We start from the raw sequence: 17223 nt of genomic DNA, 5'->3' as shown, positions 1-17223 counted from the left end.
CTTGCCTCCGCGCGGGATCTGGCTGACCGGGTCAGCCCTGGATATCCACCGGGCGCAGGGAGGCGATTTCGTTCAGCTTCGCCCGCACGGCCCAGTCCGGGCCAAAGCCGTAGCGTGCCCAGCCCAGACTGTCCAGACGCACGCTGCCCGCCTCGGGTCCGTGGCCGGTCAGCTCCAGCGCCTCGGCGCGCAGCATCTGAATCGAGGCCAGCAGCGCCGCGTTTTCCCCGCGCCGCGCCACATCGGCCTGGCCGCGCAACAGGGCCAGCGCGGCGTCGCCGTCCCCCTCGTAGATCGCATGGGCCGCAAGCTGGGCCGCGATCTGCGCCGTATGCGTCGCGGTTTCCGGGCGTTGGCGATAGATCGAATAGGCATGCTCCAGATGCTTTCGCGCGGTCAGCCGGTCGGTGGTCTGGATCTGCCGCGCCACCACGTAATGGGCAAAGGCCAGGCGATGATCCTGCCAGCCCTGCGCCTGCGCGATCGACAGCCCGCGATAGGCCGCCGCGGCCCGGGTCTTGGAGGTGCCCTTGGCGCCAAGCGCCGCCTGCACCGCTTCCACCCACTCCTGCGGGGTTGGCCCCATCAGACGTGTGGTGCGCCCGTTCCCCTCGGGGTTCAGCCGCGACAGGATGCCGGGCAACAGCCGCTGCACCTGCTCGCGCCCCATGCCGGACCGCAGCTCCGGCGCGTAGGTCACGCGCAGCATCAGCATGTCGAACCCGGTCAGGACGGAGTTCATGTTGTCGTCGTTGAAGGTGCTGTCCGGCAGCCGGTAGAGATCGTTCAGCGGCCCAAGCGCCTGCGCCAACTCCTCGTGCAGGCAATCGCGGCTTTCCTGCGGGCTGACGTCGTTGGGCACGAAGATCGCAATCTTTTCCCGCTGACGCAGCTGCGCCCAGTCGGTTTTCCCGCTGCGCCGGGCGGCATGATACTGGTCCAGGCTGGTGATGCCGGGCACGACGAAACAAGCAGCCTGCGGCAGGTATTGGCGGATTTTGCGGCTCGGCACGGCCTCCACGGTCAGCTGGTTCGGACCCTCGCCGAAATCAATGTCCAGCCCGGCCTCGCTTTGCAGCCGAACTATCAGGCGGCGCAGGTCCTCGATCAGGTCACGGTCGGGGCTGCCCGCGACGGCTATCCGGATCGGCCCTTCGAAGCGGGTGAGCACGGGCAGGCTGCGCCCGGATTCCAGCTGAAACGACAGATCCATGAAATCCAGCGCCATCTCGCTGTTCCCGCGCATCGGCGGCGCGGGCAGGGGGCGGGAGAAGACCTTCATCGGGGGCAGGGGCGGCAGGGCAGGTTGCGCCAGCCGCGTCGGCATCTCGTCCGAGACTTGCATCCCGGGCTGGACCGTGTTGACTGGTCCGATACAGGCGCTGAGCGCGAAAGTCAGCGGGATCAGGCGGAGGGCCTTGCGCACCCTCATACCGGCCTCTGATACTTGATGAAATCGGTCTGCACGCCAATCTGGTCATAGAGCTTGCGGGCCGTGAGATTGTCCTGCTGGGTATTCCAGTAGACCGTCGGCGCCCCGGCCTCATCCGCCGCCGCGTAGACCGCGGTGATCAGTGCCGCGCCGACACCCATACCCCGCACCTCCGGATCGGCATAAAGATCCTGCAGGTAGCAGACCTGTTCCCGTTTCCAGCCGTGGCGGTGAAAGAGGTAATGCACCAGCCCCACAGGCCGATCCTCGACCAAGGAGATGAAGCCGCGAAACTCCCCGTCCTTGCCGGACAGGAGCCGCTCGAAGGCGAGATCGTAGATCTCCTCCGGCAGTTCTGTCTTGTAGAATTCCAGGTACCCCTGCCACAACCGGCCCCATTCGGCACGGTCCGCCCCCTCGATAGGACGGATGGACAGGGACGCGGGCTTTGCCGGTCCTGCCATAAAACACTGCTCCAACTCGCGGCCAGCGGGATGTTTCCCCCGTCTGACCTTTATTGATGGCCCCGGTTTGTCCGAGGTCCGGGCCGGATCGTTGTCCGGCCTGATGCGACTATGCCCCCGCTTGCCCCATGGTCCAAGCAAAGAGTTGGGTCAGTTCTTGGTTTTGCGGCTTTTGGTAAGGTTCTTTTAAGAACTGGGGGATGGATAGAGGGACGGCACCATGCCATCGCAGCGAACCCGCCTCGTCCCGGCCCCTGAGCCGGGACCGCCACGTGTAATGCGATGCGGTGCGAGGTTCCGGCGCGAGGCCGGGACATGCAAGACCCGAGTGGCCCGCTGTCCCGGTCCCCGTGCCGGGACCTCGTGGTGTGGTGGGATACGGCGGACGGTCCCGACATAAGGCCGGGACTGGTTCGTCTCTATTACCGCTGACCGCGTGCCAGAAAGGCCAGCCGTTCGAACAGGTGCACATCCTGCTCGTTCTTCAGCAGCGCCCCGTGCAGCTTCGGCAGCGCATTCGCCCCGTCGCGCTTCAGATCCGCGGGATCGAGATCCTCGGCCAGCAGCAGCTTCAGCCAGTCCAGCACTTCGGAGGTCGACGGCTTCTTCTTCAGGCCCGATGTCTCGCGCACTTCAAAGAACTGCGTCAGCGCCATGGTCAGCAACTCGCCCTTGATGCCGGGGTGGTGCACCTCGACGATTTGCTTCATCGTCTCCATGTCTGGGAAGCGGATATAGTGGAAGAAGCAGCGGCGCAGAAACGCGTCCGGCAGTTCCTTCTCGTTGTTTGAGGTGATGATCACGATCGGGCGCTGCTTGGCCTTGATCGTCTCGCCGGTCTCGTAGACGTGGAACTCCATCTTGTCGAGTTCCTGCAGCAAGTCGTTCGGAAACTCGATATCCGCCTTGTCGACCTCGTCGATCAGCAACACGACCTTCTTGTCCGCCTCGAAGGCCGACCAGAGCTTGCCCTTGCGGATGTAGTTGCGGACGTCATGAACCTTTTCCTCGCCCAGCTGGCTGTCGCGCAGACGGCTGACGGCGTCGTATTCATAAAGCCCCTGTTGCGCCTTGGTGGTCGACTTGATGTTCCACTCGATCATCTCCAGGCCCAGGCTTTCCGCCACCTGGCGCGCCAGTTCCGTCTTGCCCGTGCCCGGCTCTCCCTTGACCAGCAGCGGGCGTTCCAATGTGACGGCGGCATTGACCGCAACCTTCAGGTCTTCGGTGGCGACATAGCTCTCTGTGCCCTGGAATTTCATGTAATCTCGGCCTCTTCGCAAACGTTTCCGCAGAACGATAATATCTTCCGCAACCGCGTGCAATGCGGCCCGGTCAAGAGCTTTCCGTATGGAAATGTGTAGTGACAACCCCGAGTAAACCGAGTAACAGCGGCCCCGTAAGGGGGCCCGGTGATGACTGATATTATTCTGGCTGGCCGGGGCATTGCTAGGGAGCCAAAAATGAAAGCAGAGACTTTTCTGCCGGAAGACTACCGTCCCGCAGAGGACGAACCCTTCATGAACGAGCGGCAAGTTGAGTATTTCAGACGCAAACTTATTGCTTGGAAAGAAGACCTTCTGGAAGACAGCCGTGACACGGTCGAGGGCTTGCAGGAAAACACCCGCAACATCCCGGACGTCGCCGACCGCGCCTCGGAGGAAACCGACCGCGCGCTAGAACTGCGCACCCGGGATCGTCAGCGCAAACTGGTGGCCAAGATCGACTCGGCCCTGCGCCGCATCGACGAGGGTGAATACGGTTATTGCGAAGTGACCGGCGAGCCGATTTCGCTGAAACGCCTCGACGCCCGCCCGATCGCGACCATGAGCCTGGAGGCCCAGGAGCGCCACGAGCGCCGCGAAAAGGTGCATCGCGACGATTGACGGCACGCATAACGTGTGTTTGGAAAACACCGGAGCATCGTCTCCGGTGTTTTCTTTTGGGGCCGTGGTATGAGTTGCCGTAATCGAGACATTCTTGTTGTCGGCGCCGGGATCGGCGGTTTGACAGTGGCGCGCGCGCTGGCGCTGCGGGGCGCGAATGTCACGGTGCTGGAACAGGCCGACGCGATCCGCGAAGTCGGCGCCGGTATCCAGATCAGCCCGAACGGACTGGCCGTGCTGCGCGCCATCGGCGTCGAAGAAGCGGTCCGCAATACCGGCGCCCCGGTTGCCAAGGCTCTGGTCCTGCGGGACAGAAACGGGCGCGGCCTGGCGCGGTTTCCCTTCAGCGGGCTGAAGCGGCCCCGTGATTACCTGTTTCTGCACCGGGCCGATCTGATCGACGTGCTGGCCGATGCCGCGCGGGAGGCGGGCGTCAATATCCGACTTGGCAAGAGGGTCGAGAAGGTTGAACCGGGCGGCCGCCCGCAGGTCCATCTCGCCGACGGAGAGAGCCTGTCACCGGAGCTTGTGGTCGGCGCCGACGGGCTGCATTCCGTCGTCAGCCAGGCCGTCCTGCGTCGAGAGGAGCCGTTCTTTACCGGGCAGGTTGCCTGGCGGGCCATCGTGACCGGAGATGACCGCCCCTTCGAGGCCGAACTCTACATGGCTCCCGGGCGACATATCGTGACCTATCCGCTGTGCGACGGGCGTCTCCGCAATATCGTCGCGGTGGAGGAACGCGCCGATTGGACCACGGAAAGCTGGTCACGCAAGGACAGCCCGCAGGCCCTGCGCGCGGCCTTCAGCAGCCTCGGGTCGCGGCCGCGCGCCTTGCTGGAGCGGGCGGAGAACATCAACATCTGGGGCCTGTTCCGGCACCGGGTCGCCGACAAATGGCACGCCGGGCATGTGGTGATCCTGGGCGATGCGGTGCATCCGACCCTGCCATTCCTCGCCCAGGGGGCCTGCATGGCGATCGAGGATGCCTGGGTTCTGGCCAAGAAACTGGACGACACCTCCGACACGCGCACGGCTTTGGACAGCTATCAATCCATACGCATGGCCCGGGTGAAAAAGACGGTGCACACCGCCAGCGGCAATGCCTGGCGGTTTCACCTGGGCGGGCCATTGGCGCTTGGGGTCAATCTTGGCATGCGGGTTGCGGGGGTCGCGTATCCTTCGGTCATGACCCGCACTTTCTCATGGCTCTATGATCACGATGTGACCGAAGGGGAGACGCTGGTGCCTCAGGCGTCGAGGTCCACCCAGACCGGCACGTGATCCGAGGGCTTGTCGCGGCCCCTCAGGTCTTTCTCGATCCCCGCATCGACCATCAGATCGGCGCATTGCGGTGTCATCAGGATATGGTCGATCAGGATACCGTTGTTCCGTTGCCAGGCCCCGGCCTGGTAATCCCAGAAGGAATAGTGACCCGGACCCGGGGTCCGGGCGCGGAAGGCATCCGTAAATCCGAGGTGTGAAATCCGGCGAAAGGCGGTGCGGCTGTCCAGGCGGAACAGCGCATCCTCGCGCCAGGCGTCGGGGTTGGCCGCATCCTCGGCCTGCGGGATGATGTTGTAATCGCCCGCCATCAGCGCCGGTTCCTCCTGATCCAGCAGATCCTGGGCGCGGGCGCGCAGCCGCTCCATCCAACTGAGCTTGTAATCGTACTTCGGCCCCGGCACAGGATTGCCATTGGGCAGATAAAGCCCGCAAAGCCGCACTGCCGTCTTGTCCCCGCAGACCGTCGCCTCGATCCACCGCGCCTGATCGTCGCCGTCGTCACCGGGCAACCCGCGTGTCACATCCTCCAACGGCAGCTTGGAGAGGATGGCGACCCCGTTGAAACCCTTCTGCCCGTGGGTTTCGACGTTATAGCCCCGGTCCTCGAACAGCTCCCGCGGGAAACCCTCGTCGACCGACTTGATCTCCTGCAGCAGCACGACATCCGGCGCGGCCTCGTCCAGCCAGGTGGTCAGCGCCGCATGACGCGCCTTGATCCCGTTGATATTGAAAGTGGCGATGCGCATTGGCGGGACTCCCTCGTTTTGGGGACTTTCGCTGATCCGAAAGATGGGGGCAAGCGACGCAATCCTGCGTCATCCAGGCGCTGAATCGCGTCAGCACCCGCTCAAACTTGTCCCAAAATCGTCGGCCAATGTTTGCTGATTCGACCGCATCATGTCCCGGAACCTTAGGTCTCGGACAGTCTTCGGCGGAATTGTGACGATCTTAACGAAAAAATTGGAAACAGCGCGGTTCAATTCTTTCAACCGCTTACCACGAATCGCCTCGCGTGCCACAAAATTCGACACACGTATAGGTTGAAAAAGTTCTTTGCAACAATCGGTTAGCGGGCAATCCTCATGTACATCAACGACCACATGGGGAAAAAGACCAATGACCGCAATTCGCAAGAACTTCATCGCAGAAGCATCTGACAACACGCAGGAAAACACCGCTCTGATGGGCGAGGGTGTTGAGATGTTCGCCTCCGGCTCCGCGCCTTCCGCTTCCTCGTCCCTGACCGGCGACGCGGTTGACATGTTCGCCTCCGGTTCCGCACCGGCGACGGCCACCCGCGCACTGACCGGCGATGCCGTTTCGCTCTTCGCTTCGGGCTCCGCTCCGACGGCTTCTTCGGATGTCAGCACCGGTGACGCGGTCGAAATGTTCGCCTCTGGCTCCGCGCCGACCGCCAGCCGCACCGCCACCGGTGACGCGGTTGAGATGTTTGCCTCGGGCTCGGCGCCGACCGCCTCCAAAATGAGCAGCGGCGACGCGGTCGAAGCCTTCGCCTCCGGTTCCGCTCCGGTCACGTCCGACGCTTCCACCGGCGACGCGGTTGAAGCCTTCGCCTCGGGTTCCGCCCCGGTGACCTCCGACGCCTCCACCGGTGACGCGGTTGAAGCCTTCGCCTCCGGCTCCGCCCCGGTGACCTCCGACGCCTCCACCGGCGACGCGGTCGAAGCCTTCGCCTCCGGTTCCGCCCCGGTGACCTCCGACGCCTCCACCGGTGACGCGGTTGAAGCCTTCGCCTCCGGCTCCGCCCCGGTGACCTCCGACGCCTCCACCGGTGACGCGGTCGAAGCTTTCGCATCGGGTTCCGCTCCGGTTACCTCCGACGCCTCCACCGGCGACGCGGTCGAAGCCTTCGCATCGGGTTCCGCTCCGGTCAGCTCCGACGCCTCCACTGGCGACGCGGTCGAAGCCTTCGCCTCCGGTTCCGCCCCGGTGACCTCCGAGACCGCGCAGGGTGACGCTGTTCAGGCCTTCGCCTCCGGCTCCTGAGCCGCGACTGACTGACGGGACGGGGCAGGCCAGGCCCCGATGATCAAAGGAGCAAACCAATGTCCAATGTCATCAACCTCACCTTCCCCTCCCGTAGCGAACAGCGGGCCGCGTCCATCGCGGCCCTGCTGGACACCTTCGCCACGCATCGCCGCAAGGATGGCGACGTGTTCTGGATGAAGGAGAATGCGGAAATCCTGAATATCCTCGAATGCACCGGTCAGACTGTTCCGCGCGACGCGCTGGACGCCTACGCCGGGTTCTACGCAACCATCGAGGAACGTCTGGAGTTCTTTCCGCAATACTACCGCTTCCTCCTGTCCATCTGTCAGGACCTGGAATCCCTCGGCATGGAGGGCGGCAAAGGCCGTCGTCTGGCGCAGTGGATTTCCGATGAGGGCCTGATCGAGGCCGAACTCTCCGATCTGCAGCGCGGGGAGGCCGTCCGGCTTCTGACGCGCGTTGGCGTCAGTCCGCGGGTAGATATGACGCCGATCAACGACAGGTTGAGAGCCTTCGCCGGCCGTTCGGCGACCTTCGCCGTGCCGAACAAGAAAGCGGCCTATGAGCTTACACATATTGTGTTTTACCTGTCCGAATACGGTCGCCGCGACCCCGGTCTTGGCGCCAATGTGGTGCAGAGCCTTAAATTCTCGGGAACACTGGCTTTTCTGGATTGCAATTTCGACCTGCTTGCTGAAATCTTGGTGGCATTGAGCTTCTGCGGGGCCGATGCGCCCGATGTCTGGAAGGACGCCGTGGCCAGCTCGACGGCCAGGTTCGGGGTTTCGGAAGGACAAGACGCAGTGCTGCAGGACGACTATCACGAATACCTCGTCTGCAACTGGGCGTTGAGTGAAGCCGGGCAAAAACCGTTCCAGGCGCCGTTGCGCCCGGGCCCCGTCAGCTTCCACGCCGCCCCGAAATCCGCCGCACCACTGCGCGAACTGTCCGAGGTGATGCACGGGTTGAATGCCCGCCGCTCCTCCGACTGGTCTGGCATGCGCGATTTTCTCTGTGACAGCGTCAGCCCGGAAAGTGCCGACATCCTGCTCACCGCCGAAGCCGCCTGCGATTGCTTCGAAGACTTCTTTGCCGATTTCGCCCGGACCGGCCTGCGCGGGGCGCAACTGGGGGCGCTCACCGCATGAAGGCAGCCCCGATAGCCGTCGTGACCGGCGCCACTCTGGTGATGGTCTACACCGCGCTGATCTCCTCTGCGGACGGGATCACCAAGCTGCTGGCCGGCGGATACGCCGCGCCACAGCTTTATGCGGTCTCCGGCGGCCTCGTGGCGCTCTTCTGCGTTCTGGCCAACCGCGCGAAACCCGCGCCAGGTGGCCTGGGCACGACCCGCCCCTACGCCATGGCGCTCCGCTCCGTCGCGACGGTGATCGCCGGGGTCTCCTTCTTCTACGCCTTCCGCCTGTTGCCCTTCGCCGAGGTCTTCATCTTCATCGGATTGATGCCGCTGGTCGCGGGGCTGATGTCGGGCCCGATCCTGCAGGAACGGGTGGCGCTGCGGGTCTGGATCGCCCTGGGTGCCGGGTTCATCGGGGTCCTGTGCCTCTTCCCCGAAGGTCTCCACGCGGTCACATTCGGCCATGCGGTGGCGCTGCTGGCCTGTGTGTCCGGCACCTTCTCCATGGTCATGGCGCGCTATGTCGGGCGGTACGAGCGGAACTCCCTCGCACTCGTCTTCTACCCGAACCTGCTGAACATGTTCGTCATGGCGGCGGTTCTGCCCTTTGTCTTCAAACCCATGCCACTCACGGACCTGGGTCTTGCGGTGGCCTATGCCGCGCTGCTCTTCGGGGCGCGCTGGCTGCTGGTCGTCGCTTTGCGGTTGCTGCCAGCCTATACCGCAACGCCCCTGATGAACCTTCAATTTGTCTGGATGGTTCTGATCGGCGTGGTCTTCTTCGGCGAAGTGCCGGGCTCGCATATCTACCTCGGCGCGCTGATCGTCGTCGGCTCCGGGCTCTATCTGGTCTATGACCAGTTCGCCCCGCGCCGCCAGCCGGAGGCGGTCATGCCGCCGGCCGAATAACCCGCACAGGAAATTTCGTTCAGATCGAGAAGGACGTCCCGCAGCCACAGCTGCTGGTGGCGTTCGGATTGTCGATAACAAAGCGCGCGCCGATCAACTCTTCGGAGAAGTCGATCACCGCCCCGGTCAGAAAGGGCAGGGAGACATCGTCGACCACGACCTTTTCGCCATTGCCTTCGAGCACCAGATCGCCCTCGGCCACATCGTCCAGCTTGAACTCGTACTGAAACCCCGAACAGCCGCCCCCTTCGACGGCCACGCGCAGGGCCTGCCCCTGTTCGCCTGCGCCGATCTCGGCCAGGCGTTCGAAGGCACGCTCGGTCACTTTGGGCGGAATCTGCATCTGATCAACTCCATACGGGGAAAAGCCGGTTTGCCCGTCATCGTTCTGCAATATAAGCAGGGCCAGTGTGGGTCACAAGGTGGGCCACACGGATCACCGGCGATCAACGCCGGGACCAGGGACAAAAGATGAGGAGGCGCCATGTTCGCGCCCTATGCCTCACAACCGGCACAGTCGCGCGGGCGGCTCTACCCGGAAGAGGAAAGCGTATTTCGCTCCTGCTATCAGCGGGATCGCGACCGGATCATTCATGCCTCGGCCTTCCGCAGGCTCAAGCACAAGACGCAGGTCTTCATCGAACATGAGGGCGACTACTTCCGCACGCGCCTGACCCATTCGATCGAGGTCGCCCAGGTCGCCCGCACCATCGCGGGCGCGCTGAAGCTGAACCCCGAGCTGACGGAGGCGGTGGCGCTGGCCCATGATCTGGGCCACCCGCCCTTCGGCCACACGGGCGAGGACGCGCTGCATGATCTGATGGCGCCCTATGGCGGCTTTGACCACAACGCCCAGGCCATTCGCATCGTCACCAATCTGGAACGGACCTATGCGGAATGGGACGGTCTGAACCTGACCTGGGACTGCCTTGAAGGGATCGCCAAGCACAACGGCCCGGTCGTCGGCGAAGTGCCGATCGCCCTGGCCGAGTACAACCAGCGCCACGATCTGGAGCTGCACACCCATGCCTCCGCCGAGGCACAAGTGGCGGCCCTGTCGGACGACATCGCCTACAACAACCACGATCTGCACGACGGTCTGCGGGCGGAGCTTTTCTCGACCGACGAACTGGCCGAACTGCCGATCCTGCGCGACTGTTTCGGAGAGGTCGACCGCCGCTATCCCGGCCTGAATTACTACCGCCGCCGGCATGAGGCCCTGCGCCGCTTCTTCGGTGTGCTGGTCGAGGATGTGATCAACGTGACCCGCGCCAACCTTTCCCGCGTCGATCCCGCCAGCGTGACGGATGTGCGCGAGGCCGGGCAGATGATGGCGCGGTTCTCCGGCGGGGTCTGGAGCGATCTGAAGGTGATCCGAGAGTTCCTCTTCCACCGGATGTACCGCGCGCCGGAGGTTGTCGTCACGCGGTCCAAGGTGACGCAGATCGTGCGCGACCTCTTCCCGCTCTTCATGCAGCAGACCGACCTTTTGCCCAAGCAGTGGCGCAAGGATGTGGAGGCCGTCTCCGGCGACGAGATCGCGCTGGCGCGGATCGTTTGCGACTATATTTCCGGCATGACGGACCGCTTTGCCATCGTCGAACACGCCCGGCTGACCGGGCAGGAGCCCGAGCCGGGCCTGCGCGCCTCCGGCCCCGGACATATCCGGTACGAGGAGCGGTTGAAGAACGGGTGATCGGGCGGGGTTTGTTTGCACGAGCCGTTGTCCTTTCCACCCCTGTCCCGGCCCCCGCGCCGGGACCCCGCTGTTCGACCGACCTCCCGGAGGTCCCGGCGCGAGGCCGGGACAGGACAGCTTCGAAACAACCCGCGCAAATGTGCTTTATGGGCGAGGCAAGCGCTAAGTCGTGAGCGTCGTCCTCGGACTTGATCCGAGGACCTCTGGCCACCCATTACGCGTTTGGTCGGGAGATCCCCGGGAGAAGCCCGGGGATGACGGCTCGCTATGCGATCGTCGGGCCGGGGTTTCCGCCTCCGCCCTGCGGACCGCCTCACCACCCGATGCCTTTCCACCCCTGTCCCGGCGCAAGGCCGGGACAGGACAGGCCCGACACTACCCGTGCAAATGTACTTTATGGGCGAGGCAAGCGCTAAGTCGCGAGCGTCGTCCTCGGACTTGATCCGAGGACCTCTGGCCATCCGTTGTGCGTTTGATCGGGAGATCCCCGGGTGAAGCCCGGGGACGACGGCTCGCTACTCGACAGTCGGGCCTGGGTTTCCGCCGGCGCTCTGCTGACCGCCTCACCACCCGATGCCTTCCTACCCCTGTCCCGGCCCCGTGCGCCGGGACCCCGCTGATCGACCGACCTCCCGGAGGTCCCGGCGCAAGGCCGGGACAGCCCCGAAACAACCCGTGGAAAAGTGCTGACACGGGTCGGCTCGGGCGCAGTTTACCAAAATCCAGTCTTCGAAAGTTCGTTGAAACAATGATTGGATGTCCTGCCCGGCGGCACCGCCGGGCAGCGCCGACCCGCCCCCATGGGGCGGCGCTTATGCGCCACCCCGCGGGACGTCGCTGCCCTCTGTTCAGGACTAAGGCCGCCGTGAAACACCTGAGCCGCAATGGCCGGGGGCGAGCTGCGGGACATGCCGACGGGTCCTGTCCGAAACGGCAGCCCACGTGTCATACCCCGGGTGACCCCCGTCCGCACCCCCCGCGATACCACCACCGTGCGCACCCCCGTTGACGCGCCGCCCCCCCATGATAAACCCGCGCAAGACTGAAAGGACGGGTCACATGAACCTTTTCGCCGATATCCGCAGCCTCGTGCTGGACGCGCTGACCGCCATGCAGGGCGAGGGCACGCTGCCCGCCGACCTCGACTTTGCCAATGTCGCGGTCGAACCCCCGCGGGATGCGGGCCACGGTGATATGGCGACCAATGCCGCGATGGTCCTGGCGAAACCCGCCGGGATGAAGCCGCGCGACATCGCCGACGCCCTGGCCGCGAAACTTGCCGACGACGCCCGCATCACCAGTGCGGAGGTCGCGGGGCCCGGGTTCCTCAATCTGCGCCTCGATCCCTCGGCCTGGGCCGGTGTGGTCAAGACCGTCCTGACCGAGGGCGCCGATTACGGACGGTCCGACCTGGGCGCGGGCAAGAAGGTCAACGTCGAATATGTCTCCGCCAACCCGACCGGCCCGCTGCATGTCGGCCATACCCGTGGCGCGGTCTTTGGCGATGCCCTGGCCAGCCTGCTGGCCTACGCGGGCTATGACGTGACCCGCGAATATTACATCAACGACGGCGGCGCGCAGGTCGATGTGCTGGCCCGCTCCGTCTACCTCCGCTACCTGGAGGCACACGGGCAGGAGGTCACCTTCGAGGGCGGCACCTATCCCGGCGACTACCTGATCTCCGTCGGCGAGGCGCTGAAATCCAAGGTGGGCGACGCCTATGTCGACCAGCCCGAAGAAGTCTGGCTGGACGACGTGCGCGAGATGGCCACCGAGGCGATGATGGAACTGATCCGCGTCGATCTGGGCATGCTGGGCGTGCAGATGGACCGGTTCTTCTCGGAAAAGAGCCTCTACGGCACCGGCAAGATCGAAAAGGCCATCGAGCGGCTCGACGCGCAGGGCCTGATCTACCGCGGCGTGCTGGAACCGCCGAAGGGCAAGGTGCCCGAGGATTGGGAGCCGCGCGAACAGACGCTCTTCAAATCCACCGAACACGGCGATGACGTGGACCGGCCGATCAAGAAATCCGACGGCTCCTGGACCTATTTCGCCCCTGATATCGCCTATCACTACGACAAGGTCGAACGGGATTACGACCTGCTGATCGACGTTTTCGGCGCCGACCACGGCGGGTACGTCAAGCGGATGAAGGCGGCAGTTTCGGCCCTGTCGAACGGCCGGGTTCCGCTGGATATCAAGCTGACGCAGCTGGTGAGGCTCTTCAAGAACGGAGAGCCGTTCAAGATGTCCAAGCGGGCAGGGACCTTCATCACCCTGCGCGATGTGGTCGACGAGGTCGGACCGGATGTGACTCGTTTTGTGATGCTGACACGCAAGAACGACGCGCCGCTGGATTTCGACTTCGACAAGGTGCTGGAGCAAAGCCGCGAAAACCCGGTCTTCTACGTGCAATACGCCCATGCCCGGATCTGTTCGGTCCTGCGCAAGGCCGGTGGCGAAGGCATCGCCCATGACGACGCCACCCTGGCCGCCGCCGACCTCTCCGGCATGACGGACGAGGCGGAGCTTGCGCTGGCCAGGAAGATCGCCGAATGGCCGCGCCTGGTCGAAACCGCCGCGCGCACGAACGAACCGCACCGGGTCGCCTTCTACCTCTACGAACTGGCCTCCGACCTGCATTCGCTGTGGAATCGCGGCAACGAGAAGCCCGAGCTGCGCTTCCTGCAGGAGGGGAAACCGGCCGAAACCCAGCCCAAACTGGCGCTTGCCAGAGCCACAGCCGTTGTCATTTCCGCAGGTCTTGCTATTCTTGGCGTAACCCCTGCGGAAGAGATGCGATAACGCACCTCCGCATCCGGGGACGAGCAGTCCAAGGAACCGAGGCGCAGAAGCGTCCGGGATGAGAGGCGAAATGGCAGAGATACAGGTGGAGTCCGGGCAGGAAGAATTCCCCATTTCCACGGGTACCCTGATCAATCTGACGGGTGGGCTCGTGTCCATCGCGCTGTTGGTCGGCGTGGGCATCTGGGGCTATCGTACCTTGGCCCGGGACGTGTCCGACGTGCCGGTCGTGCGCGCCGCGCAGGACCCCATGCGCATCGCGCCGGAGGACCCGGGCGGCACGCTCAGGGGCAACACCGGGCTGGCGGTCAACAAGGTCGCCGCGGAGGGCATGGCCGAGAAGCCGGCCGACCGCCTGATCCTCGCCCCGGAACCGATCCGCCTGTCGCGCGAAGACGAATCAAGCCGCACCCTGGACGAGATGATCGCGGCCGAGACCCGCGCCGCCGCCCTGGCCCAGGCCGCCATCGCCGGGGACGAGGCCGGGGACGCGACCGAGGATGAGGCCCCGGCAGAGGGCGATCCGATGGACCGTCTGGCCGCCATGCTGACCGACGGCGTTCCGCCGCTGTCGGGGGAAACGGTGCAGCCGGTCGCCGCTGAAGGCCCGATCGCCGAGGCGCTGATGCGCGCCCAGGAACGCGGTGGCCTTGCCGAAGAGGCCCCGACCGGGCAGGCGGTCGAAGAGGCCACGGCGACCCCCGTCGCCTTCACACCCGTCAATCCCGCCCTGCCGGTCGGCGTGGTGCGTCCGCGCATGCGCCCGGGCGTCAATTCGACCTCCGGACCCCAGGTCATGACCACGTCCCCCGCGGCCTTCCAGACAGCCGTGGACGTGGACCCGAAATCCATCACACCCGGCACGCGCCTCGCCCAGCTTGGCGCCTATGACAGCGTCGAAATTGCCCGTCAGGAATGGGATCGCTTTGCCGGCCGCTTCTCGGACTACATGAACGACAAGCAACGCGTCATTCAGGAGGCCAGCACCGGCGGCCGCACCTTCTACCGCCTGCGCGTCATGGGCTTCGAGGATCTGGCCGCAGCGCGCTACTTCTGCGCGGCCCTCGTGGCGGAAAAGGCGGATTGCATTCCGGTCGTGGCAAAATGAGCGTCGGGGCCACGATCCTCGACGCCGAAGGGCTGCGCCTGACGGCCGAGGAGAAGGCGTTCTTCCGGCAGGCTGATCCCTTTGGCTTCATCCTCTTCGCGCGCAATATCGATAGCGCCGACCAACTGACCGCCCTGACGGGCGAGATGCGGGAGGCCGTGGGCCGCGATGCCCCGATCCTGATCGACCAGGAGGGGGGGCGGGTGCAACGCCTGCGCCCGCCCCTGGCCCGCGAGTGGGAGCCGCCGCTCGACTTCGCCCGTCAGGCGGGGCCGGAGGCGACCCAGGCCATGTACCTGCGCTATCTGATCACCGCGCTGGAACTGCGCCGCTACGGCATCGATGTGAACTGCGCGCCCATGGTCGACGTCCCGCGCGCCACCACGCATGAGTTCCTGACCGACCGCTGCTACGGCACTACCCCGGCCGAAGCCGCAGGCCTGGGCCGCGCGGTGGCCATGGGCCTCATGGCGGGCGGTGTTCTGCCGGTTGTCAAGCATATCCCCGGACACGGCCTCGCCACGGCGGACAGCCATCTGGACTTGCCCGTGGTCTCCGCCCCGGTAGAGGAGCTGGATACGGTGGATTTCGCCCCCTTCAAGGTGCTGAACGACCTGCCCATGGCCATGACCGCCCATGTCGTCTACGAGGCCTTCGACGATCAACCCGCCACCCTGTCACCCCGCATGATCCAGGTGATCCGCAATGACATCGGCTTTGACGGGCTGTTGATGACCGACGACATCTCCATGAAGGCGCTCAGCGGCTCTTACGCCGATATCGCCAGCGCCTCCATCGACGCGGGCTGCGATGTGGTGCTGCTGTGCAATGCCACGCTGGAGGATCGTCGCACCGTGGCCGACGCCGCAGGACAGATGAGCCACATCGCCCAGGACCGTGCGGACCGGGCTCTGGCGCTGCGCGGACAGGCCTCCGAGGTTGACATTCGCACCGTCGAAGAGAAGCTTGAGGCTCTCTTGCGCGGCCGGGGCGATGTCTGACCAGGAACTAGATCTTACCGACACCCAAATCAGCGTTTCCGAGCGGCTGGCCGCCGAGGCGCTGATTGTCGATGTCGAGGGGTTCGAGGGCCCGCTGGATATCCTGCTGACCCTGGCGCGGACCCAGAAGGTCGACCTTCTCAAGATCTCCGTCCTGCACCTGGCCGAGCAATACCTGGTCTTTGTCGAGAAGGCCAAGGAACTGCGGATCGAACTGGCCGCCGACTACCTGGTCATGGCGGCCTGGCTGGCCTTTCTGAAATCCCGCCTCCTGCTGCCCCCCGATCCGGAGGAAGACGGCCCCTCGGGCGAGGAACTGGCGGCGCATCTGGCTTTCCAGCTGGAGCGCCTGCAGGCGATGCGCGACATGGCCGCCCGGCTGATGGCCCGTGATCAGCTGGGCCGCGATTTCTTTGCCCGTGGCATCCCCGAGGGCGTCGAACGGGTCAAGCGGATTGATTATTCTGCCAACCTGCTGGACCTGATGCAGGCCTATGCGCGGATCCGCACCCATGACGAATTCCGCCCCTTTGTCATGGACCGCGACAGCGTTTACACGATGGAACAGGCGCTGGACCGGATGCGCAAGATGATCGGCTTTGCGGGCAATTGGACGGATATCCTCTCCTACCTGCCGCAGGGCTGGGATACCGATCCGGCCAAGCGCCGTTCCGCCACCGCCGCGACCTTTGCCGCCTCGCTGCAACTGGTCAAGGAAGGCCATGCCGAACTGCGCCAGACCGAAACCTTCGCCCCCATTCACCTGAGGCACCGGGACAACCGTGATGACTGACCAGACCCCGCCACAGGTCGAGGAGACCGATCCCCTGTTCGAAGCCCCGCCCATGGCGGAGCAGGAACGCATGGTGGAGGCGATCCTCTTTGCCTCGGCCGAGCCGGTGACCGAGGCCGATATGAACGCCCGCATGCCGCACGGATGCGACGCGGCGGCGGCCATTGCTTTGCTGCGCAGCCGGTACGAGAACCGGGGCGTGCGCGTGGTCAAAGTGGGCGAGGCCTGGGCAATCCGCACCGCTCCGGATCTGGGCCATCTGCTGCAGAAGGAAACGGTGGAGACGCGGAAACTGTCGCGCGCGGCCATCGAGACATTGGCGATTATCGCCTACCATCAACCCGTTACCCGGGCAGAGATCGAGGAGATCCGCGGCGTCTCGGTCTCTCGCGGAACGATTGATCTGCTGATCGAGATGGAATGGATCCGCTTCGGCCGCCGCCGCATGACCCCGGGCCGCCCCGTGACCTTTGTTGTCACCCCGTCATTCCTTGATCACTTCGGCCTCGAAACCGCACGCGACTTGCCGGGGCTGAAGGAGCTGCGGGCCGCCGGGTTGCTGGACAACCGTCCGCCCCCGGGCTTCGACGCGCCGCTGGATGACGAGGACGAACCGCAGGACGACGAGGGCCAGAGCGACATGTTCGAGGAGGACGAGGGTTGATCGTCGGCCATCTGGCCCGCCGGTTGCCCC

The 17223-nt window shown here is 64.9% G+C and carries 16 protein-coding genes; 11 read left to right on the top strand and 5 right to left on the bottom strand.

The genetic code is table 11. The features are described 5' to 3' along the window. Window positions 1-31: 31 nt before the first annotated feature. The 3 genes from ACFC2Y_RS00470 to ACFC2Y_RS00460 form a co-directional block, all read right to left on the bottom strand. On the bottom strand, window positions 32-1432 hold the full coding sequence (locus ACFC2Y_RS00470; RefSeq protein WP_375173089.1) for a DUF2927 domain-containing protein: 1401 nt from the start codon (window positions 1430-1432) through the stop codon (window positions 32-34). Next, window positions 1429-1896, bottom strand: coding sequence for a GNAT family N-acetyltransferase (locus ACFC2Y_RS00465; RefSeq protein WP_375173088.1), 468 nt, complete (start codon window positions 1894-1896; stop codon window positions 1429-1431). The genes ACFC2Y_RS00470 and ACFC2Y_RS00465 overlap by 4 nt, the downstream gene beginning before the upstream one ends. A gap of 422 nt (window positions 1897-2318) precedes the next feature. Further along, window positions 2319-3158 carry an AAA family ATPase gene (locus ACFC2Y_RS00460; RefSeq protein WP_375173087.1) on the bottom strand — a complete coding sequence of 280 codons (840 nt, stop codon included), beginning with the start codon at window positions 3156-3158 and terminating at the stop codon, window positions 2319-2321. Window positions 3159-3359: 201 nt separating this feature from the next. Here ACFC2Y_RS00460 and dksA point away from each other — a divergent pair, with 201 nt between their 5' ends. Further along, entirely contained in the window at window positions 3360-3782 is a 423-nt protein-coding gene (dksA, locus tag ACFC2Y_RS00455) for an RNA polymerase-binding protein DksA (RefSeq protein ID WP_375173086.1), read from the top strand. Between the two features lie 69 nt (window positions 3783-3851). Continuing rightward, on the top strand, window positions 3852-5063 hold the full coding sequence (locus ACFC2Y_RS00450) for an FAD-dependent monooxygenase (RefSeq protein WP_375173085.1): 1212 nt from the start codon (window positions 3852-3854) through the stop codon (window positions 5061-5063). Here the strand turns inward: ACFC2Y_RS00450 and xth are convergent. Then, window positions 5030-5812 (bottom strand): exodeoxyribonuclease III, encoded by a 783-nt coding sequence (xth, locus tag ACFC2Y_RS00445; protein WP_375173084.1) that lies wholly within the window; start codon window positions 5810-5812, stop codon window positions 5030-5032. The two genes, ACFC2Y_RS00450 and xth, sit on opposite strands and share 34 nt — an antisense overlap. 370 nt (window positions 5813-6182) lie before the next feature. Between xth and ACFC2Y_RS00440 the strand changes: the two genes are divergently transcribed. From ACFC2Y_RS00440 to ACFC2Y_RS00430, 3 genes are read left to right on the top strand one after another with little or no spacing between them, the layout of a single operon-like run. Continuing rightward, window positions 6183-7073 carry a hypothetical protein gene (locus ACFC2Y_RS00440; RefSeq protein WP_375186112.1) on the top strand — a complete coding sequence of 297 codons (891 nt, stop codon included), beginning with the start codon at window positions 6183-6185 and terminating at the stop codon, window positions 7071-7073. A gap of 59 nt (window positions 7074-7132) precedes the next feature. After that, a complete protein-coding gene (locus ACFC2Y_RS00435) occupies window positions 7133-8224 on the top strand; it encodes a hypothetical protein (RefSeq protein WP_375173082.1) in 1092 nt (363 codons plus the stop codon). Continuing rightward, window positions 8221-9123 (top strand): DMT family transporter, encoded by a 903-nt coding sequence (locus ACFC2Y_RS00430; protein WP_375173081.1) that lies wholly within the window; start codon window positions 8221-8223, stop codon window positions 9121-9123. Before ACFC2Y_RS00435 ends, ACFC2Y_RS00430 begins: the two co-directional genes overlap by 4 nt. Before the next feature lie 19 nt (window positions 9124-9142). On the opposite strand, the gene erpA is transcribed toward ACFC2Y_RS00430, so the two are convergent. After that, window positions 9143-9466 carry an iron-sulfur cluster insertion protein ErpA gene (gene erpA, locus ACFC2Y_RS00425; protein WP_375173080.1) on the bottom strand — a complete coding sequence of 108 codons (324 nt, stop codon included), beginning with the start codon at window positions 9464-9466 and terminating at the stop codon, window positions 9143-9145. A gap of 141 nt (window positions 9467-9607) precedes the next feature. Between erpA and ACFC2Y_RS00420 the strand changes: the two genes are divergently transcribed. The 6 genes from ACFC2Y_RS00420 to scpB all read left to right on the top strand — a co-directional run bounded on the left by ACFC2Y_RS00420 (window position 9608) and on the right by scpB (window position 17193). After that, window positions 9608-10819 (top strand): deoxyguanosinetriphosphate triphosphohydrolase, encoded by a 1212-nt coding sequence (locus ACFC2Y_RS00420; protein ID WP_375173079.1) that lies wholly within the window; start codon window positions 9608-9610, stop codon window positions 10817-10819. A gap of 1062 nt (window positions 10820-11881) precedes the next feature. Continuing rightward, a complete protein-coding gene (gene argS / locus ACFC2Y_RS00415; RefSeq protein ID WP_375173078.1) occupies window positions 11882-13627 on the top strand; it encodes an arginine--tRNA ligase in 1746 nt (581 codons plus the stop codon). 70 nt (window positions 13628-13697) lie between these two features. Next, a complete protein-coding gene (locus ACFC2Y_RS00410) occupies window positions 13698-14735 on the top strand; it encodes an SPOR domain-containing protein (RefSeq protein ID WP_375173077.1) in 1038 nt (345 codons plus the stop codon). Beyond that, window positions 14732-15736 carry a beta-N-acetylhexosaminidase gene (gene nagZ / locus ACFC2Y_RS00405; protein WP_375173076.1) on the top strand — a complete coding sequence of 335 codons (1005 nt, stop codon included), beginning with the start codon at window positions 14732-14734 and terminating at the stop codon, window positions 15734-15736. Before ACFC2Y_RS00410 ends, nagZ begins: the two co-directional genes overlap by 4 nt. Continuing rightward, on the top strand, window positions 15729-16529 hold the full coding sequence (locus ACFC2Y_RS00400) for a segregation and condensation protein A (protein ID WP_375173075.1): 801 nt from the start codon (window positions 15729-15731) through the stop codon (window positions 16527-16529). The genes nagZ and ACFC2Y_RS00400 overlap by 8 nt, the downstream gene beginning before the upstream one ends. Continuing rightward, complete coding sequence (scpB, locus tag ACFC2Y_RS00395; protein WP_375173074.1) at window positions 16522-17193, top strand: SMC-Scp complex subunit ScpB; 672 nt, start codon at window positions 16522-16524, stop codon at window positions 17191-17193. The genes ACFC2Y_RS00400 and scpB overlap by 8 nt, the downstream gene beginning before the upstream one ends. Window positions 17194-17223 lie beyond the last annotated feature (30 nt).

Origin of the sequence: Pseudooceanicola sp. (assembly GCF_041987405.1) — a bacterium.
In the GTDB taxonomy this organism is placed as follows: Bacteria; Pseudomonadota; Alphaproteobacteria; order Rhodobacterales; family Rhodobacteraceae; genus Pseudooceanicola.
The sequence above is the reverse complement of the archived record's forward strand: the minus strand, read 5'-3'. Positions and strand labels throughout refer to the sequence as shown.

Coding starts and splice junctions, on each gene's coding strand:
- ACFC2Y_RS00410 (WP_375173077.1), top strand. CDS start 13,698: ATGGCAGAGATACAGGTGGAGTCCGGGCAGGAAGAATTCCCCATTTCC.
- ACFC2Y_RS00465 (WP_375173088.1), bottom strand. CDS start 1,896: ATGGCAGGACCGGCAAAGCCCGCGTCCCTGTCCATCCGTCCTATCGAG.
- ACFC2Y_RS00440 (WP_375186112.1), top strand. CDS start 6,183: ATGACCGCAATTCGCAAGAACTTCATCGCAGAAGCATCTGACAACACG.
- ACFC2Y_RS00470 (WP_375173089.1), bottom strand. CDS start 1,432: ATGAGGGTGCGCAAGGCCCTCCGCCTGATCCCGCTGACTTTCGCGCTC.
- ACFC2Y_RS00435 (WP_375173082.1), top strand. CDS start 7,133: ATGTCCAATGTCATCAACCTCACCTTCCCCTCCCGTAGCGAACAGCGG.
- ACFC2Y_RS00420 (WP_375173079.1), top strand. CDS start 9,608: ATGTTCGCGCCCTATGCCTCACAACCGGCACAGTCGCGCGGGCGGCTC.
- nagZ (WP_375173076.1), top strand. CDS start 14,732: ATGAGCGTCGGGGCCACGATCCTCGACGCCGAAGGGCTGCGCCTGACG.
- dksA (WP_375173086.1), top strand. CDS start 3,360: ATGAAAGCAGAGACTTTTCTGCCGGAAGACTACCGTCCCGCAGAGGAC.
- ACFC2Y_RS00400 (WP_375173075.1), top strand. CDS start 15,729: ATGTCTGACCAGGAACTAGATCTTACCGACACCCAAATCAGCGTTTCC.
- xth (WP_375173084.1), bottom strand. CDS start 5,812: ATGCGCATCGCCACTTTCAATATCAACGGGATCAAGGCGCGTCATGCG.
- ACFC2Y_RS00450 (WP_375173085.1), top strand. CDS start 3,852: ATGAGTTGCCGTAATCGAGACATTCTTGTTGTCGGCGCCGGGATCGGC.
- scpB (WP_375173074.1), top strand. CDS start 16,522: ATGACTGACCAGACCCCGCCACAGGTCGAGGAGACCGATCCCCTGTTC.
- ACFC2Y_RS00430 (WP_375173081.1), top strand. CDS start 8,221: ATGAAGGCAGCCCCGATAGCCGTCGTGACCGGCGCCACTCTGGTGATG.
- ACFC2Y_RS00460 (WP_375173087.1), bottom strand. CDS start 3,158: ATGAAATTCCAGGGCACAGAGAGCTATGTCGCCACCGAAGACCTGAAG.
- argS (WP_375173078.1), top strand. CDS start 11,882: ATGAACCTTTTCGCCGATATCCGCAGCCTCGTGCTGGACGCGCTGACC.
- erpA (WP_375173080.1), bottom strand. CDS start 9,466: ATGCAGATTCCGCCCAAAGTGACCGAGCGTGCCTTCGAACGCCTGGCC.